Raw genomic sequence first — 18869 nt, 5'->3', positions numbered from 1 at the left:
CCGCGCACCCTCGAGGCCCCGACAGGGACCGGCCGCAGGGCCACGCCATGCTGCGCGGCGACCGCGGACGAGTCTACCGGGGGGCCTGCTCGACCGACTCCAGCATCTCATTCGCGGCGGCGACCTGCTCCTGGTCGACGACGAACTCCGCATCGAGCCGGTCGTGCGCCACGATCGACTGCAGGGCCCGCAGCACGCCGCCGGCCTCGTTGCCCCAGCTCGCGACGTAGGAGAACTGCCACCACCACAGCGCCTCCTGGATCCGCCCCGCGCGCAGGTGGCGCAGTCCGTGCGCGAGGGAGGCCGCGACGCTGGTCAGGTCGTCGGAGAGCGACGAGGAGACGACCTCGGGCTCGCCGTAGGTGTCGAAGACCTCGGAGTACATGTCGACCCCGTCGAGCATGGTGGCCAGGCGCAGGCGCATCTCGTCGAGGTCCGGGTCGGGTCCGGCGTCGGGCTGATACTCCTCGGCGGGCGTGAAGTCGCGCTGCACGCCGAGCCGCGCGCCGGCCAGCAGCACCTGCGAGACCTCGAGCAGCAGCAAGGAGATGCCTCGGCTGACGTCGGCCTCGCGCGCGATCGCCTGGAGGGCGAGCAGGAAGCTCTCGATCTGGTCGGCGATCTGGCTGGCGAACTCCTCGGTCTGGGAGTCCAGCTCACCTTGGACCGGGAGGTCGGGGCTCCCCGTCGGGGAGAGCACCGCAGCGACCGCGGCCTCGAGCTCGACGGTGGGGTCGAGCTGCACCCCCGTCATCTCATCGTGTGTGGGCTCAGTCATCGGCGGATCGCCTCCCTGCGAAAGCTCGGCCGAGCGTGATCTCGTCCGCGTACTCGAGGTCACCCCCTACCGGCAGTCCACTCGCCAGACGCGTCACGCGCAACCCCAATGGCTTGAGCATTCGCGTCAGGTACGTCGCGGTCGCCTCTCCCTCGAGGTTCGGATCGGTGGCGAGGATGACCTCGGTGACCGTGCCGTCGGCCAGACGCATCATCAGCTCGCGGATCCTCAGCTGCTCGGGACCGATCCCGTCGATCGGCGAGATGGCCCCGCCCAGGACGTGGTAGCGACCGCGGAACTCGCGCGTGCGCTCGATCGCTACGACGTCCTTGTACTCCTCGACGACGCAGATGACCACCGGGTCGCGGCGTGGGTCACGGCAGATGCGGCACTTCTCATCCTCGGAGACGTTGAAGCACACGCTGCAGAACTTCACCCGCTGCTTGACCTCGATCAGCACGTCCGCCAGACGGCGAACGTCGACCGGGTCCGCCTGGAGCAGGTGGAAGGCGATCCGCTGCGCGCTCTTGGGACCCACGCCCGGCAGCCGGCCGAGCTCGTCGATCAGGTCCTGGACGATCCCTTCGTACAAGGCGTGACCTACGAGCCGAGCTGGCCCGGGAAGCCGCCCGGCCCCACGTCGTCCGCGCCGCCCAGGCCCCCGGAGAGCGGGCCCAGCTTCTCACCGGCGAGCGCGTCGGCCTTCGACTTCGCGTCGCGGTAGGCGGCCACGATCATGTCGCCGAGGTCGGTGAGGTCGTCGGCGTCGCTGCCGTCGAACCCGCCGGCCTTGATGGAGACCCCCTGCAGCTCGCCGACGCCGTTGACGACCACGGTGACGGCACCGCCGGCGACCGTGCCCTCGATCGTGGAGCTGGCCAGCTCCTGCTGCGCGCTCTCGAGCTGGGCCTGCATCTGCTGGGCCTGCTGGAGCAGCGCGTTCATGTCGAAGCCGCCTGCGCCGAGCGCGTCGAACGGGTTCTGGGTCATGCGAATCACCTCTGCGAATGGTTGCGGGAGCTGCTGGTCTGGGCGGTACGGCGGCCGGTCGGCGGCGCCGCGGCCGCCTTCGTCACTGGCGGGGGATCTCCTCGATCACCTGGGCGCCGAGCTCGCGCTGGAGCAGCTCGGCCCCGACGAGCCCGTCGGTGTCCACGTCGAGGTCGTCGCGGCTGGCGTCGGCGTCGGCGGCGTAGCGATCCGGCGCGTCACTCTGGCCGGCCACCCGGGTCTGTTGGATCGCCTCGCGCGCCGCCGCGATCGAGCGCGGGTCGGTGCGCTCCGGCGCGGCGGGCGCGGGCGCCGCGGACTCCGGTGCGGGCGCGTCGTCCGGCGGCTCGGGCCCGTCGTACGGCGGCGGCTCGGGGGCCGGCTGCGCGGGCTGCTCTCCGGGCGCGGCCGGCCGGGCGGCGGGCGCCGAGGGGGCCGCCTCCCCGGGCCGGGCACCGGGCGCGACGATCGCGTCCACCTTCCAGTCCACGCCCACGACGTCGATCGCGGCCTGGCGGACGATCTCGGCGCTGCCGCCGTTGGCGAACGAGTCGCGGGCGCCGGCGTTGGCGAACCCCAGGGTGAGCGTCTTGTCGTCGGCCCCCATCACCTGGGCGTGCTGGGTGAGGTGGATCCAGGTCACCCGCCGGCGCTGCTTGGTGGCCTCGACGATGTCGGGCCACAACCGTCGTACGTCCACGAGGCCGAGGCCGCCACGCGGAGCGTCGGGCTGCTCCTGGACCGGGGCCGGCTCGGGCTGGGCGTGCTGCGGCGGGGCCGGCTCCGGCGTGGCCGACGGCGGCGGGGCCGAGTGCGGCCGCGATGCGGCCGGCTGCGACTGGGCCGGCTGGGACTGGGCCGACTGCGGCTGCACGGGCGGCTGGGCCGTCTCCCACGCGCTCGGCGCAGGCGGGGCGGACGCGGCCGGCTGAGCGGGTGCAGGTGCAGGCGCAGGAGCGGGTGACGGCGCGGCGGCGGGGGCCGCGGCGGGCCGGGGCACCTGCGCCGCGGGGATGTGCGCGATCGGGGCGGACGGGGCGCCTCCGCTGATCGCGATGCGCTTCTCGATCCGGTCCAGGCGCGCCAGCAGACCGTCGGTGGAGTCGTCGGCACCGGGCAGCAGCACCCGCGCGCAGATGAGCTCGAGCAGCAGCCGCGGCGCGGTGGCGCCGCGCATCTCGGTCAGCCCCGCGGCCACGATGTCGGCGGCCCGGCTCAGCTCGACCGCGCCGAAGCGGGCCGCCTGCGCCACCAGCCGCTCGGCCTGGTCCTCGGAGACGTCGATCAGTCCGGTCGCGGGCGCGTCCGGCACCGCGGCCACGATCACCAGGTCGCGCAGGCGGCGCAGCAGGTCCTCGGTGAAGCGCCGCGGGTCCTGCCCGGTCTCGATCACCTTGTCGACCACCCCGAAGACCGAGCCGCCGTCCCCGGCCGCGAAGGCGTCGAGCACCTCGTCGAGCAGGGAGTCGGGGGTGTAGCCGAGCAGACCGGTGGCCAGCGCGTAGGTGACGCCCTCGGGACCGGCGCCGCCGAGCAGCTGGTCGAGCACCGACAGCGTGTCGCGCGCCGAGCCGGCCCCGGCGCGCACCACCAGCGGCAGGGCGGCCTGCTCGATCGCCACCCCCTCCTTCTGGCACAGCTCGGAGAGGTAGGAGGACAGCAGCCGCGGCGGGATCAGCCGGAAGGGGTAGTGGTGGGTGCGCGAGCGGATCGTCGGCAGCACCTTGTCGGGCTCGGTGGTGGCGAAGATGAAGCGCAGGTGGGGCGGGGGCTCCTCGACGAGCTTCAGCAGGGCGTTGAAGCCCTGCGTGGTCACCATGTGGGCCTCGTCGATGATGTAGACCTTGTAGCGGCTGTGCACGGGGGCGAAGAACGCCTTCTCCCGCAGGTCGCGCGCGTCGTCGACGCCGCCGTGGGAGGCCGCGTCGATCTCGATCACGTCGATCGAGCCGGGGCCGCCACGGGCCAGGTCGACGCAGCTGCGACACGTCCCGCACGGGTCGGGCGTCGGAGCCGCCTCGCAGTTGAGCGCCCGCGCGAGGATCCGCGCCGAGGTGGTCTTGCCGCAGCCGCGCGGCCCGGAGAACAGGTAGGCGTGGTTCACCCGGTTGTTCGCGAGCGCGTTGCGCAGCGGCTCCGTGACGTGATCCTGGCCGATGACCTCGGCGAACGTCTCGGGCCGGTAGCGGCGGTACAGCGCGAGGGGTGACTCCACGACTTGAACCCTAACCAGCGGCACCGACAACCGACACCCGGGAGCGGGCATGGTGTGGAACGGGGGCCGCCACCGACGGCCGGGGCCCGCCCCGAAAAACGAAAAGGCCCCCCGCGCACCCGACAGAGCTCACTTACCCTTGCTGCCTTCCGGCCCTGGGGGAGTTGGGCGAGATGCCGCCACACGGGGGGTTGGCCATGAGTGTAGGGGACGGGTGACGGCGTCACCAAAGCCCGCCTCCGTCGGGGCCGATTTCACCCGGTCGCCAGCGGACGGTACGCTCCTGCGCGGAGGATTCGCCTAGTGGCCTATGGCGCTCGCTTGGAAAGCGGGTTGGGTTAATAGCCCTCAGGGGTTCGAATCCCCTATCCTCCGCCACCGCCGCGAGAGCGCCGACGCCGGCTCCGACCCCAGGTCGGGCCGGCGTCGCTCTCCGGCTCCCGCCCGAGGGAGGCCGCCGTGAGTCCTCACGCCGATGCCGTGCGCCGGGCGGCCCGCGTCGTCGACGTCCCGGGCGCCCCGCTCAGCCTGCGGTTGGACCGGGTCTCCCGCACCGGCGCCGACCTGCGCCTGGCGTGGTCGTTCCTCGACCCGGAGAGCCACCCCGGGGACCGCCGGCCCCACCAGCGCCGCATCGCCGGCGAGCTGGTGGTCCGCGTGACGTCCGGCTCGCCCGAGGAGCTGGCCCGCCAGTGGTGGGCCCAGGCTCAGCTCGCGGCGGCTCGGCGGTTCAAGCAGCAGGTCGACGCCGACTGGATCCCCGGGGAGCCCGAGGTCCGACGCGTCTGGATCTCTGAGGAGGCGTGGCAGGCGCTGCTCACCCATCTGGGCGCCTACAGCGAGTACGGCGAGTACGGCCCGCGCGGCCCCGAGGGTGCGTACGTACGGGTCGTGGACGGCGCCGTCCACGACGCCGAGACGACGTACCTGATCGACCCCGACGAGTGGGCCGCCTACCTCAGCGATCCGGAGCCGGGGCCGGACTCCACACCGGTCGACACCTCGTCGCAGACCGGGACGGTGCCCGCCGCCTTCCCACTGGTCGACGGCCTGCCGCTGTGGGCGGTCGACGAGCTGGGCGAGGTCGCCGCGACCGAGGGTCCTGTCATCGGCCTGGTCGACGGCCGCCTGCGGGGCCTGGAGCCGGACGAGCGCTGAGCCCGCGCCCAGGCCCGCGCCCAGGCCCGAGCGCAGGCACGTCTCGCGAGCCTCCCCCGCGGGCCCGCGAGACGCGTGACCTCGTTCCTATCCCGATCAGCCGCCCCGTTTCCAGCCCGTCGCAGCACTCCGAACAATCCCGAACAGCGCCGAGTCCGACCGCGAGCGCGGCTGGGGCACGCGGCGGCGAACCGGCCCGACGGCCGCGGGGTAAGTACAGTCAGCCTGCTCCGACCGACTCAGCACGGGGCATGACGTGTCGAGGGGACAGGAGAGGAACGCGTGGCGGACGAGGTCGAAGGCAGGGCCCCCGGTCCCCGGGGAGAGGCCTGCTGGGACCTGCTCGCCGATCAGCTGCAGGCACTGCGGACGGAGGCCGGCGCGCCCTCCTACGCCGAGATCGCCCGGCGGATCAGCCAGGACCGGCTCAGCTGCGGCGTCCCCCCGCACGCGGCACGGGTGGCGCGCACCACGGTGTACGACGCCTTCCGGACCGGGCGTGCCCGGGTCAACCTGGCCCTGGTGCGTGAGATCGCCCTGGCCCTCGGCGCAGAAGACGGGCGCGTGGACGGGTGGATCGCGCGCAGCCGGTCGACCCAGCCCCCTGTCCCCCTCGAGCCGGCCCCCGCCCCGGTACCCGCCCATGGCCCGGTCCCGGCGGCACAGGACCAGCCACCCCCTCGCCGGAAGGCTCGGCTGGTGCTCGCGCTGGTGGCCACCTGCCTGATGCTCAACGTCATCGGCCGAGTGCTGGTGGACTTCCTCAACCTCCCCGTGTACCTCGACATGGCAGGTACCGCCGTGGCCGCGATGACACTCGGCCCGTGGGCCGGCGCCGCCGTGGGCGCAGCGACCAACGTGCTCACCGTGGCCAGCAGCGGGCTCTCCTCGGTGCCGTTCGGCCTGGTGAACGCCACCGGCGCCCTGCTCTGGGGGTACGGCGTGCGGCGCTGGGGGCTGGGCCGGACCCTGCCGCGCTTCCTCGGCCTGAACCTCGGCGTAGCCCTCGCCTGCTCCCTGCTGGCCACGGCGATCCTCATGCTCGCCTTCGACGGCTCCACCGGCCACGGCCAGGACGTCAGCACCGGCACGTTGCTGGAGCTCACCGCCAGCCTGCCGGTGGCCGTCGGCCTGTCCAACCTGCTGACCTCGCTCGGGGACAAGATGATCAGCGGCTTCCTGGCCCTGGTCGCGGTGTCCGTGCTCCCGCTCGCGCTGCGACCCACCTGGCCGCTGCCGTACCTCCCCACGGACCCCACCCCGGCCCCCGAGCCGGGCGAGCGAGTCACCGCGCCCTCCCGGGACGGGGACTGAGCCTGCCCGGTGCGCCGGCGTACCGGCGGGTCAGCCCCGCAGGCGCGCGAACAGCGGCTTCAGCAGCAGGGCGAGCAGCAGCGCCGCACCGGCCAGCACACCCCACCACAGGAAGTCCCGGCGAGCGCCGGCAAGCTCGTCCCCGGCCGGACGACCGACCGAGGTGATGCCCTCTGACTGCTCGACGTCGACGGTCGAGACGACCTCCCCCGAGTCGTCGAAGCGCAACGGCCGGGTGAGCGCCTCCACGGGCCGGGCAACTCCCCGACCGGTGTAGGGGCTGCGCACGTCCTCGGCCCCGTCGGCGGTCGCCAGCAGCCGCGCCACGGCCTGCTCGGCCACCTGCCGGGGATTGCGCTTCCAGTCGTAGTGCTCCAACAGCAGCGCGACTATCCCGCTGACCTGAGCGGCCGCCCAGGACGACGCCGGCCCCTCGACCACGCAGATGCCCCCGTCGGGGACGGTCGTGACGGCGTGCCGGCTGGGCACGGCGACGTCGGTGACGAAGCTGCGCAGCACGACCTCGGCCGGGTCCTCGCCCGGCTCCACGCTCGTGCTGACCCCGAGGACCCCGTCGTACGACGCGGGGTAGAGGCGGGCGTCCTCGTCGTCCTCCTGCTCCGCGAAGGCGGCGTAGAGCGGGTCCTGCTCGTCGGTGGGCCGGTTGCCGACCGCGGCCACCACGACCACGCCGAGGCGCTGCAGCCGGCGCACCTGCCGGGCGATGCCGGCGCTGTGGTCGACCCACAGCGACAGGTTCACGACGCCGATCTCGTTGGCGCGGCCGGCGCGCTGGACCCGGTCGGCCACCCAGGCCAGCCCCTGCTCCACGCTGCGCGGCGTCAGCTGCTTCGCGTCGTCGCCGACCGTGGAAGCCGACCCGTCGAGGACCTTGACCGACACGATGCTCGCGCCCGGCGCGGTCCCCATCCCGCCCTCCCGCCGTCCGGCGATCAACCCCGCGACCTGGGTCCCGTGGGTGTCGAGGATCTCGGTGCCACCGCCGTCGGGGGTGACCGGCTGCTCACCGACGACCTCGACGTGCGGGGAGCTGACCCCGGTGTCGAGGACCGCGACCGAGATGCCCCGGCCGGTCGCGTGCTGGTGCGCGCGCTCGATGCCCAGGGCCTCCAGCGGCGCACTGGGCGAGTCGAGCCGGCTGGGTCCGCCGTCGGTCGGGTCCGGGTCGGCGGAGCAGACCGGGTCACCCTCCGCGGCGGCTGCCGGAGCCGCCGGGCCCGCGACCCCGGGGAGGCTCAGCGCCCCCGCCATGCCGGCGACCAGCGCCAGCGCGGCCAGGGTGCCGGCCGGGCGCCGCCTCACGAGCAGGCGCTCCGGGCCTCGGCGTCCGGCGGTCGCATCGCGTCCTCCTGGGAGAGGTTCACCCCACACCGGAAGAGGTCCTTCCAGGTGTCGGGCACCACCCGCACCGCGTGCTTGCCGTACCCGAGCAGGGTCGCGGTCTCGGGCCCCACCAGCTCGTAGCGCACCCCCTTGACGTCGACCACGAACGGGGTGCCGGAGTCGGAGTCCTCGAAGCCGCCGGAGAGGAAGTACGCCGCGTGGCCCGCCGCCACGACGGCCTCGTGCTCCGCCGGGCCCAGGCCCGTGTCCTGGTCGGCGTCGCCCAGGGCGCTGGCGCGCTCGCCGGGATCGCCTGCCAGCAGGACCCGAGGCGCGGCGCCGGCCTCGGTGTCGAGCTGGGCGCAGAGCTCGCCGCTCTCGGGGGTCAGGGCCGCCGCGGGCCACTGGTCCGGATAGTTCTCCGGTACCCGGTTCGGCGGCGTGCCGGACACCTGCGCCGGGGAGTGCTGCCCCGCCAGCACCGCGTAGACGCGGGCGGCGAACTGGGTGAGGCTCACCAGGCCGGTGTCGGTGACCAGGATCTGCTCGTCCCCGAAGGCCACCACGTCGCCCACCCTCGCCCGGGCGCCGCCCTCGAGCTCCAGGGCGGCCGGCGAGGGCGTCCCGAGCCGGCTCAGGTCGGTGAAGCTGCCCAGGGTCAGCTCGGGCCCCGCCGGGAAGAGCGTCACCCAGTCGTCGGGGACCGGCACCGCCTCGGTGCTCGGCGGCATCCCGATCGCGGCGAGCAGGCTGTCGCGCTTGGCCTGTGGGAGCCCGAAGGCGAAGGCGCTCGGCTCCGGGGAGTGGCGCCCGGAGGCGTAGGCGATCAGGAAGTAGCGCCCGTCCGGGGTCGAGACCACCGCCGCGGACTCGGCCTGCGACGGGCTCACCGCGGGCGACTGGGAGACATCGAGCCTGATGCCGGCGCCGTCGGCGGTGCAGGCGGTCCACCCGTCGTCGATCAGCCGCTCCGCCGTCGGCAGGCGCGTGGGCGCGCCCAGGATCCCGAGCAGGTCCCCGGTCTCGGCGTCGTCGATGTACTCCTGGGCGACGCTCTTGGACTCCAGGTCGGCCCCGAGGATCAGCTTGGCCGAGGTGTTGTTGACGACCGGGTGCAGCACCGGGTCCGCGTCGTCGGTGATCACGTAGTTGGTGCCGTCCTCCTTCGCGATGACCAGCCCCCGCTGCTGCCAGTCGGCCGCGGGCCGGTTGGCCAGGATGCCCCCGATCGCGGCACCGGCCAGCAGCAGGACCGCGAGGGCCACGCCGCCGATGAGGGTGCGGCCCGGCTTGGTCGGCTCGACCTCCCGCCCACCCGGGGCGCCGCTGACGAACGCGGTGACCAGTCGTCGACGGCTGAACGCGTGCGCCTCGACCAGGTCCCTCTTGGTGGCCACCTCAACCGCCGATGCTGCCGACGACGCCGACGGCCAGCAGGAGCAGGGGCAGCAGGGCGAGCAGGGCGATGGTCTCGGCGACGTCGCCGAGCCGGCCGCGACGCACCGAGGGCGTCCCGGGCAGCAGCGTCACCGTGAGCAGCACGCCGCCCGCGGCGGCGAGCACCACGGCAGCCGTGGGCCGCCAGTCGGGCTGCAGCCACAGCACCGACAGACCGACGCTGATCAGTCCGGCGATGCCGGAGACCAGGCCTACGAGGACCTCCGAGCCGGTCCGGTACTGACGAGTGCGGAGCATCACGACCACGCAGCAGCACAGTGCCAGTAGCGTCCCGGACAGTCCACGCGCGACCGCGAGCGGGGCGATCAGCACCAGCAGCAGCCCGACGGTCGCCGAGACGGCCACCAGGATCTCGTGGGCGATCCGGGCGTCCGCGCCGATCTGGCGCGGGTCGACCTCGTCGGGATCGTTGGTGATGTCCGCGACCGTGTAGATCTGCTCGACGCTGGTGCCGGTGACCCCAAGCGCCAGCCACGGGAAGATGCTGCCCGCGATCACCACGAGGACCAGCGCCACCGGGAAGACCACGGTCGGGTCCGCGTCGGGCAGGAGGTCGATCAACAGCCCGCTGACGAGCGCGATGGCGCCGACCACCACCGGCGGCAGCACCAGCGCCCGCCCCGCGCCGAGGCCCACCAGCCCCACCAGCCCGGCGAGCAGCGCCGCCCCGCCGGCGCAGGCGATCGGCAGCGCGAAGAACGGGCCCTGCGGAGCGAGCAGCAGGCCGGACACCGCCGCGTGGACCGACCCCATCGTGGCCAGGGCGACGGCGGCCTCCGGCTCGCCCTGCGCGCGGGAGAGGACCACCGCGCCGCTGAGGAGGAGCACGGCGATGACCGCCGCGGCCACACCCGCCAGCAGCGAGCCGGTCTGCATCAGCAGCGCGACGGCGCCCAGCGCGAGCAGCAGGGCGGCCGCCCAGAGCGCGGTACGGCGGCCCGCGGCCGGCTCCCAGGGGCGCAGGTCACGCTCCACGACGTCGGCCATCGCCTCGACGACGTCGTCGTAGACCCGCGGGGGCTCCTCGTCGACGCCCGCGGAGACGGTGAGCAGCCCGCCGTCCAGGACGCCCTGCATGGTGAGGCCGGCGTCCGGGGCCAGCGCCCGGCCGTCCTGGGCGACGACCCGGTAGCCGCCGTACACCGTGGAGGGGTCGAGCAGTCCCACGCTGCGTGCCAGCTCGGGGACGAGCTCGGCGACGGGGACCGCGGCGGGCAGCACCAGGTCGACGCGGCGGGTCCCGGAGGCGACGGTGACCCGCACCAGCCCCGACGCGCTCGCGGTCATCTGACTCATCGCCACTCCCCCATCGTCGGACCCGGTGCGCGCCGGGCGGGTCCGTGCCTCCCGCGGCTGGCGCGCCCGCATGCTACCCACAGCCACAGGCCCGGCGCCGGACCTGCGAGGACGCAGCCCGCACCGAGCCGCGACGGGCTTCGCGGTGCGGACCGGCCGCGGGCGCTCAGTCGATCACCCCGGGCGCGGCCCCCTCGTCGTCGAGCCAGTCCTGCTCGTCCTCGAACCCGTCCGCGTCCGCGCGACGGCCCTTGCCGCGACCGCGGCCGCCTGCGGTACCCGCGGCTCCCGCCGCGCCTGCGCGCCCACCGGAGCGGCCGGCCGTGCGCGAGCCCGCGCCGCCGCGCGAGGCACCCGCGGCACCGCCGCGGGCACCACCAGCGCCGGCCGCGGCGCCCGCGGCGCGGGAGAGCGTCCCGCGGGCAGCGGGGCGGCCACTGGCGCCGATCGCTCGCCCGGGCGCCCCGGCGACGCCGGCAGCGCCGGGCGCCCGGGCGGCAGCGCCGAAGGCAGCCGCCCCACCGGCGACGGCACCGCCGACCGCACCGCCCACGCCTCCCGCCGTCTGCCCGGGCGACGCGCCCCCGGGGACGGGCGACGCACCCGGGGGTGCGGGCGACGACGGGGCACCGCCCGCGGACGGGGAGGGCGGGGTGGCTCCCTGGGTGCCTCCGCCTCCGGGATCGGTGGGCTCGGGGATGGGCGGCACGACCACCGTGGGTGGCTGCACGATCTCCGTGGGTGGCTCGATCACCGGCGGTTGCACGACCGGCGTGGGCGGCCATTCGTTGGGCGGCCATTGCGTCGGCGGGTGCGGGCCGGGCGGCGGTGGAAGGGGCGTGTGGCGTGGCGGGGACGCGGTTGGCGGCTGCCCCACGGGCGGACGCCCCCCGCCCCCGGTGGGCGGCTCGTCTCGGGGCGCCTGCCGCGGAGCGATCTGCTGCATGGTGTCGGCCGCCTCGTCCAGCTCTGTCCTGAGCTTGGCCAACGCCTTGGCGGCACGCTGCTCACGCGAGTCGACGGCGTCCTCGTAGGAGGACTGCTTGGTGCCGTGGACCTTGTCCGCCTCCGCCCGCTCGGCGGGGTCCAGCCCGGTGTAGTCGGGCTTGGGCGGAGCCTTGGGGCCGGGCTCCTTCTCCAGGCCGGCGGCCACCGCCCCGGCCTTCGCCAGGGCGCGCTGGGCGCGCTCGAGGGCCATGGCCCCGATCCGCAGCTCCCGGCGCCGCCTCTCGACGTGTCCGCCCGCGTTGATGAACGCATCCTGGGCGGCGCGACGCACGTGCTGGCCCATCTGCGCGTCCAGCCCCTTGGTCGCTTCCGCGAGGTCCACGTTGACCACGGCGAGCGCATCGGCGCACTTGGTCCACGACAGCGCGGCGCGCAGCAGTGCGTCGGGTTTCGCGCCGGCGACGGCGTCGCGCAGGGCCTGCTCCTGGGGGCCCACCATCGTCACCAGCCTCCGTCCGGCTCGGCCTCGGCGATCCGGACGAGGTTCAGCCGTGCCTCGCGATCGGCCTCGTCCAGGTATTCCACCGACGCCTTCAGCCCGGTGCCGAACTCGCTGAGCTTCGTCACGTCCGCGGCGTTCGCCTCGGCGGCGAGCTGGTGCGCCCACCCGTGCAGCCTGGCCAGCCGGTGCCCCGCGGGCAGGTCGCCGAAGGCCGTCCAGGGCACGTTGAGGTCCTCGAAGTTGGACTTCGCCAGCGCGTCGGAGGCGCTGGTCAGGCGCCGGGAGAGCCGCAGCACCGTCGGCGCGTCGAGCCGGGTCTCGTTGTCGTCAGTCATGTTCTCGTCCCCCCACAACCGTCGATGGGGCGCGGCCGTGACGGCCGCCCCCCACCGAGGTCACGACACTCAGAAGCGGTTGGCGCCGCGCTGGTCCGCAGCGCGGTACTGCTCGTTCGACGTGCTCACCATGGTGCCGGTGTCGGAGAGCAGCAGGATCATCTCGCTGATCGCGGAGTCCCACTTGGACTTCGCGGAGTCGTAGGCAGTCTTCGCCGCACCCGTCCAGTCGCTGCGCAGCGGACGAAGCTCGTCCTCGAGCGTGTTCAACCGGGCCTCGATGGAGCGGGCGGCCGCGATCAGGTCCTGCGAGGCGTTGTCGAGCGCGCCGTGGTTGACGTTGAGTCCACCGTTGTTCATGTCGAAGTCTCCTGGTCTCGAGCAGGTCAGATGGCGTTGAGACGCGCGTTGCGTCGAGCGATGTCGTCGCTGGCGGCCTGGTCGGTGTTGACGTTGTCCTTCTCGGTGTCGACCAGGGAGCGCTCGAACTCGTTGAGCGCGTTGGTGATCCGGGTCTGCTTCTCCTGCCACGCCGTGTTCAGCGTCTGGAAGGCGTTGGCCCCGGCGCCGCCCCACTTCGTGCGCAGCTCGTCGATCTCCGACTGCAGACGCGACTGACGCGAGGCGAGGTCGCTGCGTGCCCGAGAGACCGCGTCGGCGGCCTTGGAGAGGGCCTTCTCTCCCTGGCTGAGTCCTGTGTTGTCAGACATGGCCTGACTCCTTCCCCCGCGACGCCACCGCCGCTCGAGATCGTTGGGTGGTGCCCGCCGGCACCGCGTCGATCGGGCCGCTCGAACAGGCACCCGCATACCCGGCCCCTACCCCGCTAAACCTCAGGATGTCAATTCCCACAGGCTGCGGAACAGGCCGCTGGCGACGACCAGCGCGGCCAGTGCGAAGGACCCGCACAGCGCCTCGGCGACCTCCGCACGGCGCGACCACCACACCGAGCGCCATCCCCTGCCGACCGCGACCGCGACCACCGCGGCGAGCAGCGCGAGGGCGACCACCGCCGCGGCGACGGCCACCGCCCGACCCGGCGCCAGCCCGTCCAGCAACAGCGCGGCGAGGGCGACCCAGGCCACGAGCCCGGCGCTGCGCAGCAGCATCCGGGCCGCGCGGTGGCGATAGCTGCGCGCCGCGAGCAGCAGCGCACCGCCCACCAGCAGCACCAGCGCGCGGCCGCCCGGCCGGTCCAGGTCGAGCCGCGCGGTCCGCAGCACCAACGGGGCCGCCAGGGCCACCGTGACCAGCACCGCGGCCGCCCCCGCCGTGACCAGGCGCGCACCCCGTTCCACCACCGCCTCCATGGCCGCCGGCTGCACCACCATCCGGCCGCGGCGACCGGCGGGGCGCTCGCGCGCCGACCAAGCGGTGATGGCCAGCCGGTCCAGGTCGAGCAGCAGGTGGTCGGGCACGTCGACGGCCAGGCTCGGCACCCAGCGGGCCGCGAGCATGGCGAGGACCAACAGCAGCGACCAGACCACCTGGGGGTCCGCCCCCAGCACCACGCAGGTCCCGGTGAGCACGAACGTGCTCGCCCCCGCGACCACCCAGACCAGCAGCGCCTCGTCGCGGCGACCACTGAGCGTGCGCGCCACGGCGGCGGTGACGGCTGCGGCGAGGGCCGCGACCCCGACGGTCATCGGCAGCCGCGCCATCCCCGGCTCGTAGGCCACCACGTACGCCGCCGCGGCCGCGAACGCGGGTGCGGCGAGTCCCCGCGCCACGGCGTACCGGCCGAACGGCAGGACGCCGAGCCCGGCAGCGGTGAGGAGGAGCGCGACCGTGAGCGTGCGGTCACCCTCGGACGGCGCCACGGACGCGAACCACCCGGCGATCAGCGCACAGGCGCCGGCGACGCTGACCCACAGCGCACCGGCCGGACCGCCACCCTCGACCCGGTGCGCCTGACCGGACCCAAGCGGGCCGGCGCTTCCCCGGTGGATGCCGGTGGCGGCGACGAGGAGGTCGCCGGACTCGACGCCCACCGAGCCCAGGACCGCGTCCGGTGCGAGCACCCGCCCCAGCCGGTCGTGCAGCAGCGGGACCGACCCCAGCCCGGTCTGCGCGGCGTACTCGCGGGCCACGTCCGTCGCCACCACCCCGCTGGGCACCACCAGGTCCAGCACACCCACCGGTCCGTGAACGCTGACGGCGATCGTGTCGGCGGAGGCTGCCGACGGGGCGCTCTCAGGTATCGGCGCGGCCGTCATCCACTTCCCCCTCAACCGGTCTCAGCCCAGGCACGGGCACAGTAGTCGCTCGGCCCGCTCGCGCCTATCATCGAGCCCGCCGGGCGGTCGAGTGGTCGGCGCAGGCACGCGAGGGGGACGCTTGAGCACCACACTGCGGGGCGGGCAGCGGCTGGACGAGCCCGAGATCCCGACCGGCCAGGTCGTCTTGCAGCCTCCGCCGCAGATCCAGGAGCACGAGGGTGCCAGCGGCGTGATGATGAACGCCATCCCGATGCTGGGCAGCCTGGGCTCCATCGTGCTGGTGGCGAGCATGGGCGCCTCGGGTGAGAACCGTGGCCGCAGCCTGATCGCCGCGGGCATGTTCCTGTTCGCCACCCTCGGCTTCGTCATCGTCCAGATCGACCGCCAGCGCAAGCAGCGGACCCAGCAGGTCACCGGGTCGCGCACGGAGTACCTGCGCTACCTCAGCGGCGTGCGCAAGGTGGCCCGCGACGCCGCGGACCAGCAGCGCCGCGCCCTCACCTGGCACCACCCGGAGCCCTCCGCGCTCCCCGCCCTGGCCGAGGACCGCTCCCGGCTGTGGGAGCACGGTCCCGGCGATCCCGACTTCCTGCACGTGCGCTACGGACTGTGCTCCCAGCGGCTCTCCTTGGACCTGGTCCCACCGGAGAGCGCGCCCGTCGACCAGGTCGACCCGGTGGCCGCCTCCGCACTGCACCGGCTGCTGGTCGTGCACCGCCTGCAGCCGCGTCTGCCGGCCTCGATCGATCTGCGCGCCTTCGACCGGGTGGAGCTGTGCGGCGACGAGGAGGAGGCCCGGGCCCTGGCCCGAGCGGTGATCTGCTCGGCCACGGCCTTCCACAGCCCCGACCAGCTGGTCGTCGCGGTGCTCTCCTCCGAGGAGCACCTCGCCCACTGGGACTGGGTCAAGTGGCTGCCGCACGCCCAGAGCGCCCAGCGCAGCGACGCGGTCGGGCCGATGCGGATGGTGAGCACGTCCCTGGACGATCTCGGCGCGCTGCTGCCGCCCGACCTCGGCGACCGCCCCCGCTTCGGCGCCGACGAGCGGCCGGCCACGCCGCACATCCTGCTGGTGATCGACGGCGGGCACCTGCCGCCCGGCAACCACGTGGTGCCGCCGTACGGCCTGCACGGCGTCACCCTGCTCGACATGCCCGCCCGCTGGGGCGAGCTCGAGGACCCGACGCGGCTGCGCCTCGAGCTCGGTAGCCCCGCCACCGAGGACGGCAAGCACCCGGTCACCGCCCTGCGTGCGCGCGAGCAGCCGATCCGGGCGCTCGCCGACCAGTGCGACCTCGCCACGGCCGAGGCGTTCGCCCGCCGACTGGCGCCGCTGCACACGGTCAGCGCGGGCGGCGACTCCTCCGGCGACATCACCGGACCCAGCGACTTCATGGAGATGCTGGGACTCGGCGACGTGCACTCCTTCGACACCGGCGCGGCCTGGCGTCAGCGGCCCGCGCGCGACCGGCTCCGGGTGCCGATCGGGGTCGGGGAGAGCGGCCTCATCCACCTGGACATCAAGGAGTCCGCCCAGCAGGGCATGGGTCCGCACGGCCTGGTCATCGGCGCCACCGGCTCGGGCAAGTCGGAGTTCCTGCGCACGCTGGTCCTCGGCCTGGCGATGACGCACTCCCCCGAGCAGCTCAACATGGTGCTGGTCGACTTCAAGGGCGGCGCGACGTTCGCCGGGATGTCGCAGATGCCGCACGTCTCCGCGGTGATCACCAACCTCGCCCAGGAGCTGACGCTCGTCGACCGCATGCAGGACGCCCTGTCGGGTGAGATGGTGCGCCGCCAGGAGCTACTGCGCGAGGCCGGCAACTTCGCCTCGATCCGCGACTACGAGAAGGCCCGCCTCAACGGCGAGAACCTGGCGCCGATGCCGTCGCTGTTCATCGTCGTCGACGAGTTCTCCGAGATGCTCTCCGCCAAGCCCGAGTTCATCGACCTCTTCGTCGCGATCGGCCGGCTCGGCCGCTCGCTCGGCCTGCACCTGCTGCTCGCCTCGCAGCGACTCGAGGAGGGACGCCTGCGCGGGCTGGAGTCGCACCTGTCCTACCGGGTCGGCCTGCGCACGTTCTCGGCCGGCGAGTCGCGCAGCGTGCTGGGGGTGCCGGACGCCTACGAGCTGCCACCGGTGCCGGGCCTGGGCTACCTCAAGCCCGACCAGTCCACGCTGCTGCGGTTCAAGGCCGCCTACGTCTCCGGTCCGCCCTCGGGACGGGCCCGCGTGCACCGCGACGAGGGCGGCAAGGTCCGCGGCATCCTGCCCTTCACGATCTCGGAGGTGCTCTCCCTCGAGCCGCTCACCGCCCCGGCGGACGCGGCGGCCCCCGTGCTCGCGCCGGACGAGCAGCGCTCGCTGCTCGACGTGGCCGTCGACCGGATGACCGGCCACGGCCCCGCCGCGCACCAGGTGTGGCTGCCGCCGCTCGACGTGCCCGACACGCTGGACCGTCTGATGCCCGACCTGGTCGAGGACCCCCGGCTCGGCCTGGTCTCACCCGAGTGGCGCGCGCTGGGCGGGCTCGTCGTACCGCTCGGCACCGTGGACCGCCCCCGCGAGCAGCGCCGCGACACGATGACGATGAACCTCAGCGGCGCCGCGGGACACGTCGCGGTGGTGGGCGGGCCGCGCACCGGCAAGAGCACGCTGCTGCGCACCATCGTCACCAGCATGTCGCTGACCACCACGCCGGCCGAGTCGCAGTTCTTCGTGCTCGACTTCGGCGGCGGCACCTTCGCCCCGCTGGCCCGGCTCCCCCACGTCGCCGGTGTCGGCACCCGCTCCGAGCCCGACGTCGTACGCCGGATCGTGGCCGAGGTGCAGGGAGTGGTCGACCGCCGCGAGGAGTACTTCCGCACCCAGGGCATCGACTCCATCGAGACCTACCGCTCGCGCCGCGCCGCCGGGCGTGCCGATGACGGCTGGGGCGACGTGTTCCTGGTCGTCGACGGCTGGAGCACCCTGCGCGCCGACTTCGACGACCTCGAGCTCGAGCTGCAGCAGCTGTCCACCCGCGGACTGACCTTCGGCCTGCACCTGGTCGTCGCGGCCACCCGCTGGGCGGACTTCCGGGCGGCGATGCGCGACGTGTTCGGTACCCGGCTGGAGCTGCGCCTGGGCGACCCGCTGGACTCCGAGATCGATCGCAAGGTGGCCGCGCTGGTGCCCGAGGGCCGACCTGGGCGCGGGCTGGTCCCCGGCAAGCTGCACTTCCTGGCGGCGCTGCCGCGCGTCGACGGGCACCCCGACCCGGCCAGCGTGGGCGACGGCGTGGACGACCTGGTCAGCCGCAGCGTCGCGGCCTGGCGCGGACCCGCCGGGCCCAAGCTGCGGCTGCTGCCCGAGCGCGTCGACCTCGAGCCGGTCCGCGAGCAGCTCGTCCGCTCCGGCGGCGGGCGCGAGTGCCACCTGGTCCTGGGCATCAACGAGAAGGAGCTGGCGCCGGTCGCGCTGGACCCCGACGCCGAGCCGCACCTGCTGATCTTCGGCGACGGCCAGTCCGGCAAGAGCGCCCTGCTGCGGGGCTACGTGCGCGAGGTGATGCGCACGCGCACGCCCAAGCAGGCGCAGATCGTGGTCGTCGACTATCGCCGCTCGCTACTGGGCGAGGTCCCCGACGAGTACCTGCTCAACTACCTGACCAGCGCCAACCAGGCCGCCCCCGTGCTGCGTGACCTGGCCAGCTACCTGGAGAACCGCATCCCGGGCCCCGACGTCACCCCCGAGCAGCTGCGCAACCGCTCGTGGTGGACCGGGGCGGAGGTCTTCATCGTCGTCGACGACTACGACCTCGTCGCGACCCAGCAGAGCTCGCCGGTGCAGGCGCTGCAGCCGCTGCTCGCGCAGGCCCGCGACGTCGGCCTCCACCTCGTGGTCGCCCGCCGCTCCGGTGGCGCGTCGCGCGCGCTCTACGAGCCGGTCATCCAGTCGCTGCGCGACCTCTCCGTGCCCGGGCTGGTGCTCTCGGGCAGCCCGGACGAGGGCTACCTGATCGGCAACGTCAAGCCGCGTCCCGCCCCGGCCGGCCGGGGGCGGCTGGTCACCCGCGACCGCGGCACCGAGGTCGTCCAGGTGGCCTGGACCGACCCGGCGCTGTAGCCGCCGGCGTACGGCGTAGGGCGTAGGGCGTAGGGCGGCGGCGTAAGGGGCACGGCGGCGTGGGAGCTGGCCCGGGGGCCCCGCGCCGTACTGACCACACGAAACCCCCGCTTCCCACACGTTGGAACACGTGGGAAGTGCGGGTTTCACGAGGTGGTCTCCAAGTCCTAGTGCAACACCTCGATGTTGGAGGTGCTTGTGGCG

15 protein-coding genes, 1 tRNA gene and 1 other RNA gene are annotated in these 18869 nt (G+C 74.2%); 4 read left to right on the top strand and 13 right to left on the bottom strand.

What is annotated here, in order from left to right; translation table 11 throughout:
- Positions 1-73 precede the first annotated feature (73 nt).
- The 5 genes from AC6EH9_RS12465 to ffs form a co-directional block, all read right to left on the bottom strand.
- On the bottom strand, positions 74-778 hold the full coding sequence (locus tag AC6EH9_RS12465; protein WP_498423551.1) for a DUF5063 domain-containing protein: 705 nt from the start codon (positions 776-778) through the stop codon (positions 74-76).
- Complete coding sequence (recR, locus tag AC6EH9_RS12460; protein WP_498423549.1) at positions 771-1370, bottom strand: recombination mediator RecR; 600 nt, start codon at positions 1368-1370, stop codon at positions 771-773. Before recR ends, AC6EH9_RS12465 begins: the two co-directional genes overlap by 8 nt.
- 8 nt (positions 1371-1378) lie before the next feature.
- Complete coding sequence (locus AC6EH9_RS12455; protein WP_498423548.1) at positions 1379-1768, bottom strand: YbaB/EbfC family nucleoid-associated protein; 390 nt, start codon at positions 1766-1768, stop codon at positions 1379-1381.
- An 82-nt stretch (positions 1769-1850) separates the two neighbouring features.
- The gene (locus tag AC6EH9_RS12450) at positions 1851-4034 is read right to left on the bottom strand and encodes a DNA polymerase III subunit gamma and tau (RefSeq protein WP_498423547.1); all 2184 of its coding nucleotides are present in this window, start codon (positions 4032-4034) and stop codon (positions 1851-1853) included.
- A 51-nt stretch (positions 4035-4085) separates the two neighbouring features.
- Positions 4086-4176, bottom strand: an RNA gene (gene ffs, locus AC6EH9_RS12445) — signal recognition particle sRNA small type.
- A 96-nt stretch (positions 4177-4272) separates the two neighbouring features.
- On the opposite strand from ffs, the gene AC6EH9_RS12440 reads away from it, so the two are divergent.
- The 3 genes from AC6EH9_RS12440 (at position 4273) to AC6EH9_RS12430 (ending at position 6455) form a co-directional block, all read left to right on the top strand.
- Positions 4273-4361: transfer RNA gene (locus AC6EH9_RS12440), tRNA-Ser, on the top strand.
- An 81-nt stretch (positions 4362-4442) separates the two neighbouring features.
- Positions 4443-5141: a hypothetical protein gene (locus AC6EH9_RS12435; RefSeq protein ID WP_498423546.1), complete on the top strand. Its 699-nt coding sequence runs from the start codon at positions 4443-4445 to the stop codon at positions 5139-5141.
- A 282-nt stretch (positions 5142-5423) separates the two neighbouring features.
- Positions 5424-6455 (top strand): ECF transporter S component, encoded by a 1032-nt coding sequence (locus AC6EH9_RS12430; RefSeq protein WP_498423544.1) that lies wholly within the window; start codon positions 5424-5426, stop codon positions 6453-6455.
- A gap of 30 nt (positions 6456-6485) precedes the next feature.
- Here the strand turns inward: AC6EH9_RS12430 and AC6EH9_RS12425 are convergent, their stop codons facing one another.
- From AC6EH9_RS12425 to AC6EH9_RS12390, 8 genes are all read right to left on the bottom strand, one after another.
- Positions 6486-7778: a S8 family serine peptidase gene (locus AC6EH9_RS12425; RefSeq protein ID WP_498423543.1), complete on the bottom strand. Its 1293-nt coding sequence runs from the start codon at positions 7776-7778 to the stop codon at positions 6486-6488.
- Positions 7775-9196, bottom strand: coding sequence for a type VII secretion protein EccB (eccB, locus tag AC6EH9_RS12420; protein ID WP_498423542.1), 1422 nt, complete (start codon positions 9194-9196; stop codon positions 7775-7777). The genes AC6EH9_RS12425 and eccB overlap by 4 nt, the downstream gene beginning before the upstream one ends.
- 1 nt (position 9197) lies before the next feature.
- Positions 9198-10553 carry a type VII secretion integral membrane protein EccD gene (gene eccD / locus AC6EH9_RS12415; RefSeq protein WP_498423540.1) on the bottom strand — a complete coding sequence of 452 codons (1356 nt, stop codon included), beginning with the start codon at positions 10551-10553 and terminating at the stop codon, positions 9198-9200.
- Positions 10554-10719: 166 nt separating this feature from the next.
- Positions 10720-12000 (bottom strand): hypothetical protein, encoded by a 1281-nt coding sequence (locus AC6EH9_RS12410; RefSeq protein WP_498423539.1) that lies wholly within the window; start codon positions 11998-12000, stop codon positions 10720-10722.
- 2 nt (positions 12001-12002) lie between these two features.
- Positions 12003-12338: a hypothetical protein gene (locus AC6EH9_RS12405; RefSeq protein WP_498423537.1), complete on the bottom strand. Its 336-nt coding sequence runs from the start codon at positions 12336-12338 to the stop codon at positions 12003-12005.
- Positions 12339-12407: 69 nt separating this feature from the next.
- The gene (locus AC6EH9_RS12400) at positions 12408-12698 is read right to left on the bottom strand and encodes a WXG100 family type VII secretion target (protein ID WP_498423536.1); all 291 of its coding nucleotides are present in this window, start codon (positions 12696-12698) and stop codon (positions 12408-12410) included.
- 26 nt (positions 12699-12724) lie between these two features.
- Positions 12725-13048 carry a WXG100 family type VII secretion target gene (locus AC6EH9_RS12395; RefSeq protein ID WP_498423535.1) on the bottom strand — a complete coding sequence of 108 codons (324 nt, stop codon included), beginning with the start codon at positions 13046-13048 and terminating at the stop codon, positions 12725-12727.
- A 123-nt stretch (positions 13049-13171) separates the two neighbouring features.
- Positions 13172-14554 carry a hypothetical protein gene (locus AC6EH9_RS12390; protein WP_498423533.1) on the bottom strand — a complete coding sequence of 461 codons (1383 nt, stop codon included), beginning with the start codon at positions 14552-14554 and terminating at the stop codon, positions 13172-13174.
- Between the two features lie 121 nt (positions 14555-14675).
- On the opposite strand from AC6EH9_RS12390, the gene eccCa reads away from it, so the two are divergent.
- Positions 14676-18665 carry a type VII secretion protein EccCa gene (gene eccCa / locus AC6EH9_RS12385; protein ID WP_498423532.1) on the top strand — a complete coding sequence of 1330 codons (3990 nt, stop codon included), beginning with the start codon at positions 14676-14678 and terminating at the stop codon, positions 18663-18665.
- Positions 18666-18869: the final 204 nt, after the last annotated feature.

The organism is Nocardioides sp. Z21_20 (assembly GCF_059766585.1).
This window is presented reverse-complemented; position numbering and strand designations above follow the sequence as displayed.

What these genes read in the sequence shown, in the direction of transcription:
- AC6EH9_RS12395 (WP_498423535.1), bottom strand. Translation starts at nt 13,048, where the DNA reads ATGTCTGACAACACAGGACTCAGCCAGGGAGAGAAGGCCCTCTCCAAG.
- AC6EH9_RS12405 (WP_498423537.1), bottom strand. Translation starts at nt 12,338, where the DNA reads ATGACTGACGACAACGAGACCCGGCTCGACGCGCCGACGGTGCTGCGG.
- AC6EH9_RS12410 (WP_498423539.1), bottom strand. Translation starts at nt 12,000, where the DNA reads ATGGTGGGCCCCCAGGAGCAGGCCCTGCGCGACGCCGTCGCCGGCGCG.
- AC6EH9_RS12390 (WP_498423533.1), bottom strand. Translation starts at nt 14,554, where the DNA reads ATGACGGCCGCGCCGATACCTGAGAGCGCCCCGTCGGCAGCCTCCGCC.
- eccD (WP_498423540.1), bottom strand. Translation starts at nt 10,553, where the DNA reads ATGAGTCAGATGACCGCGAGCGCGTCGGGGCTGGTGCGGGTCACCGTC.
- AC6EH9_RS12465 (WP_498423551.1), bottom strand. Translation starts at nt 778, where the DNA reads ATGACTGAGCCCACACACGATGAGATGACGGGGGTGCAGCTCGACCCC.
- AC6EH9_RS12455 (WP_498423548.1), bottom strand. Translation starts at nt 1,768, where the DNA reads ATGACCCAGAACCCGTTCGACGCGCTCGGCGCAGGCGGCTTCGACATG.
- AC6EH9_RS12400 (WP_498423536.1), bottom strand. Translation starts at nt 12,698, where the DNA reads ATGAACAACGGTGGACTCAACGTCAACCACGGCGCGCTCGACAACGCC.
- AC6EH9_RS12450 (WP_498423547.1), bottom strand. Translation starts at nt 4,034, where the DNA reads ATGCCCGCTCCCGGGTGTCGGTTGTCGGTGCCGCTGGTTAGGGTTCAA.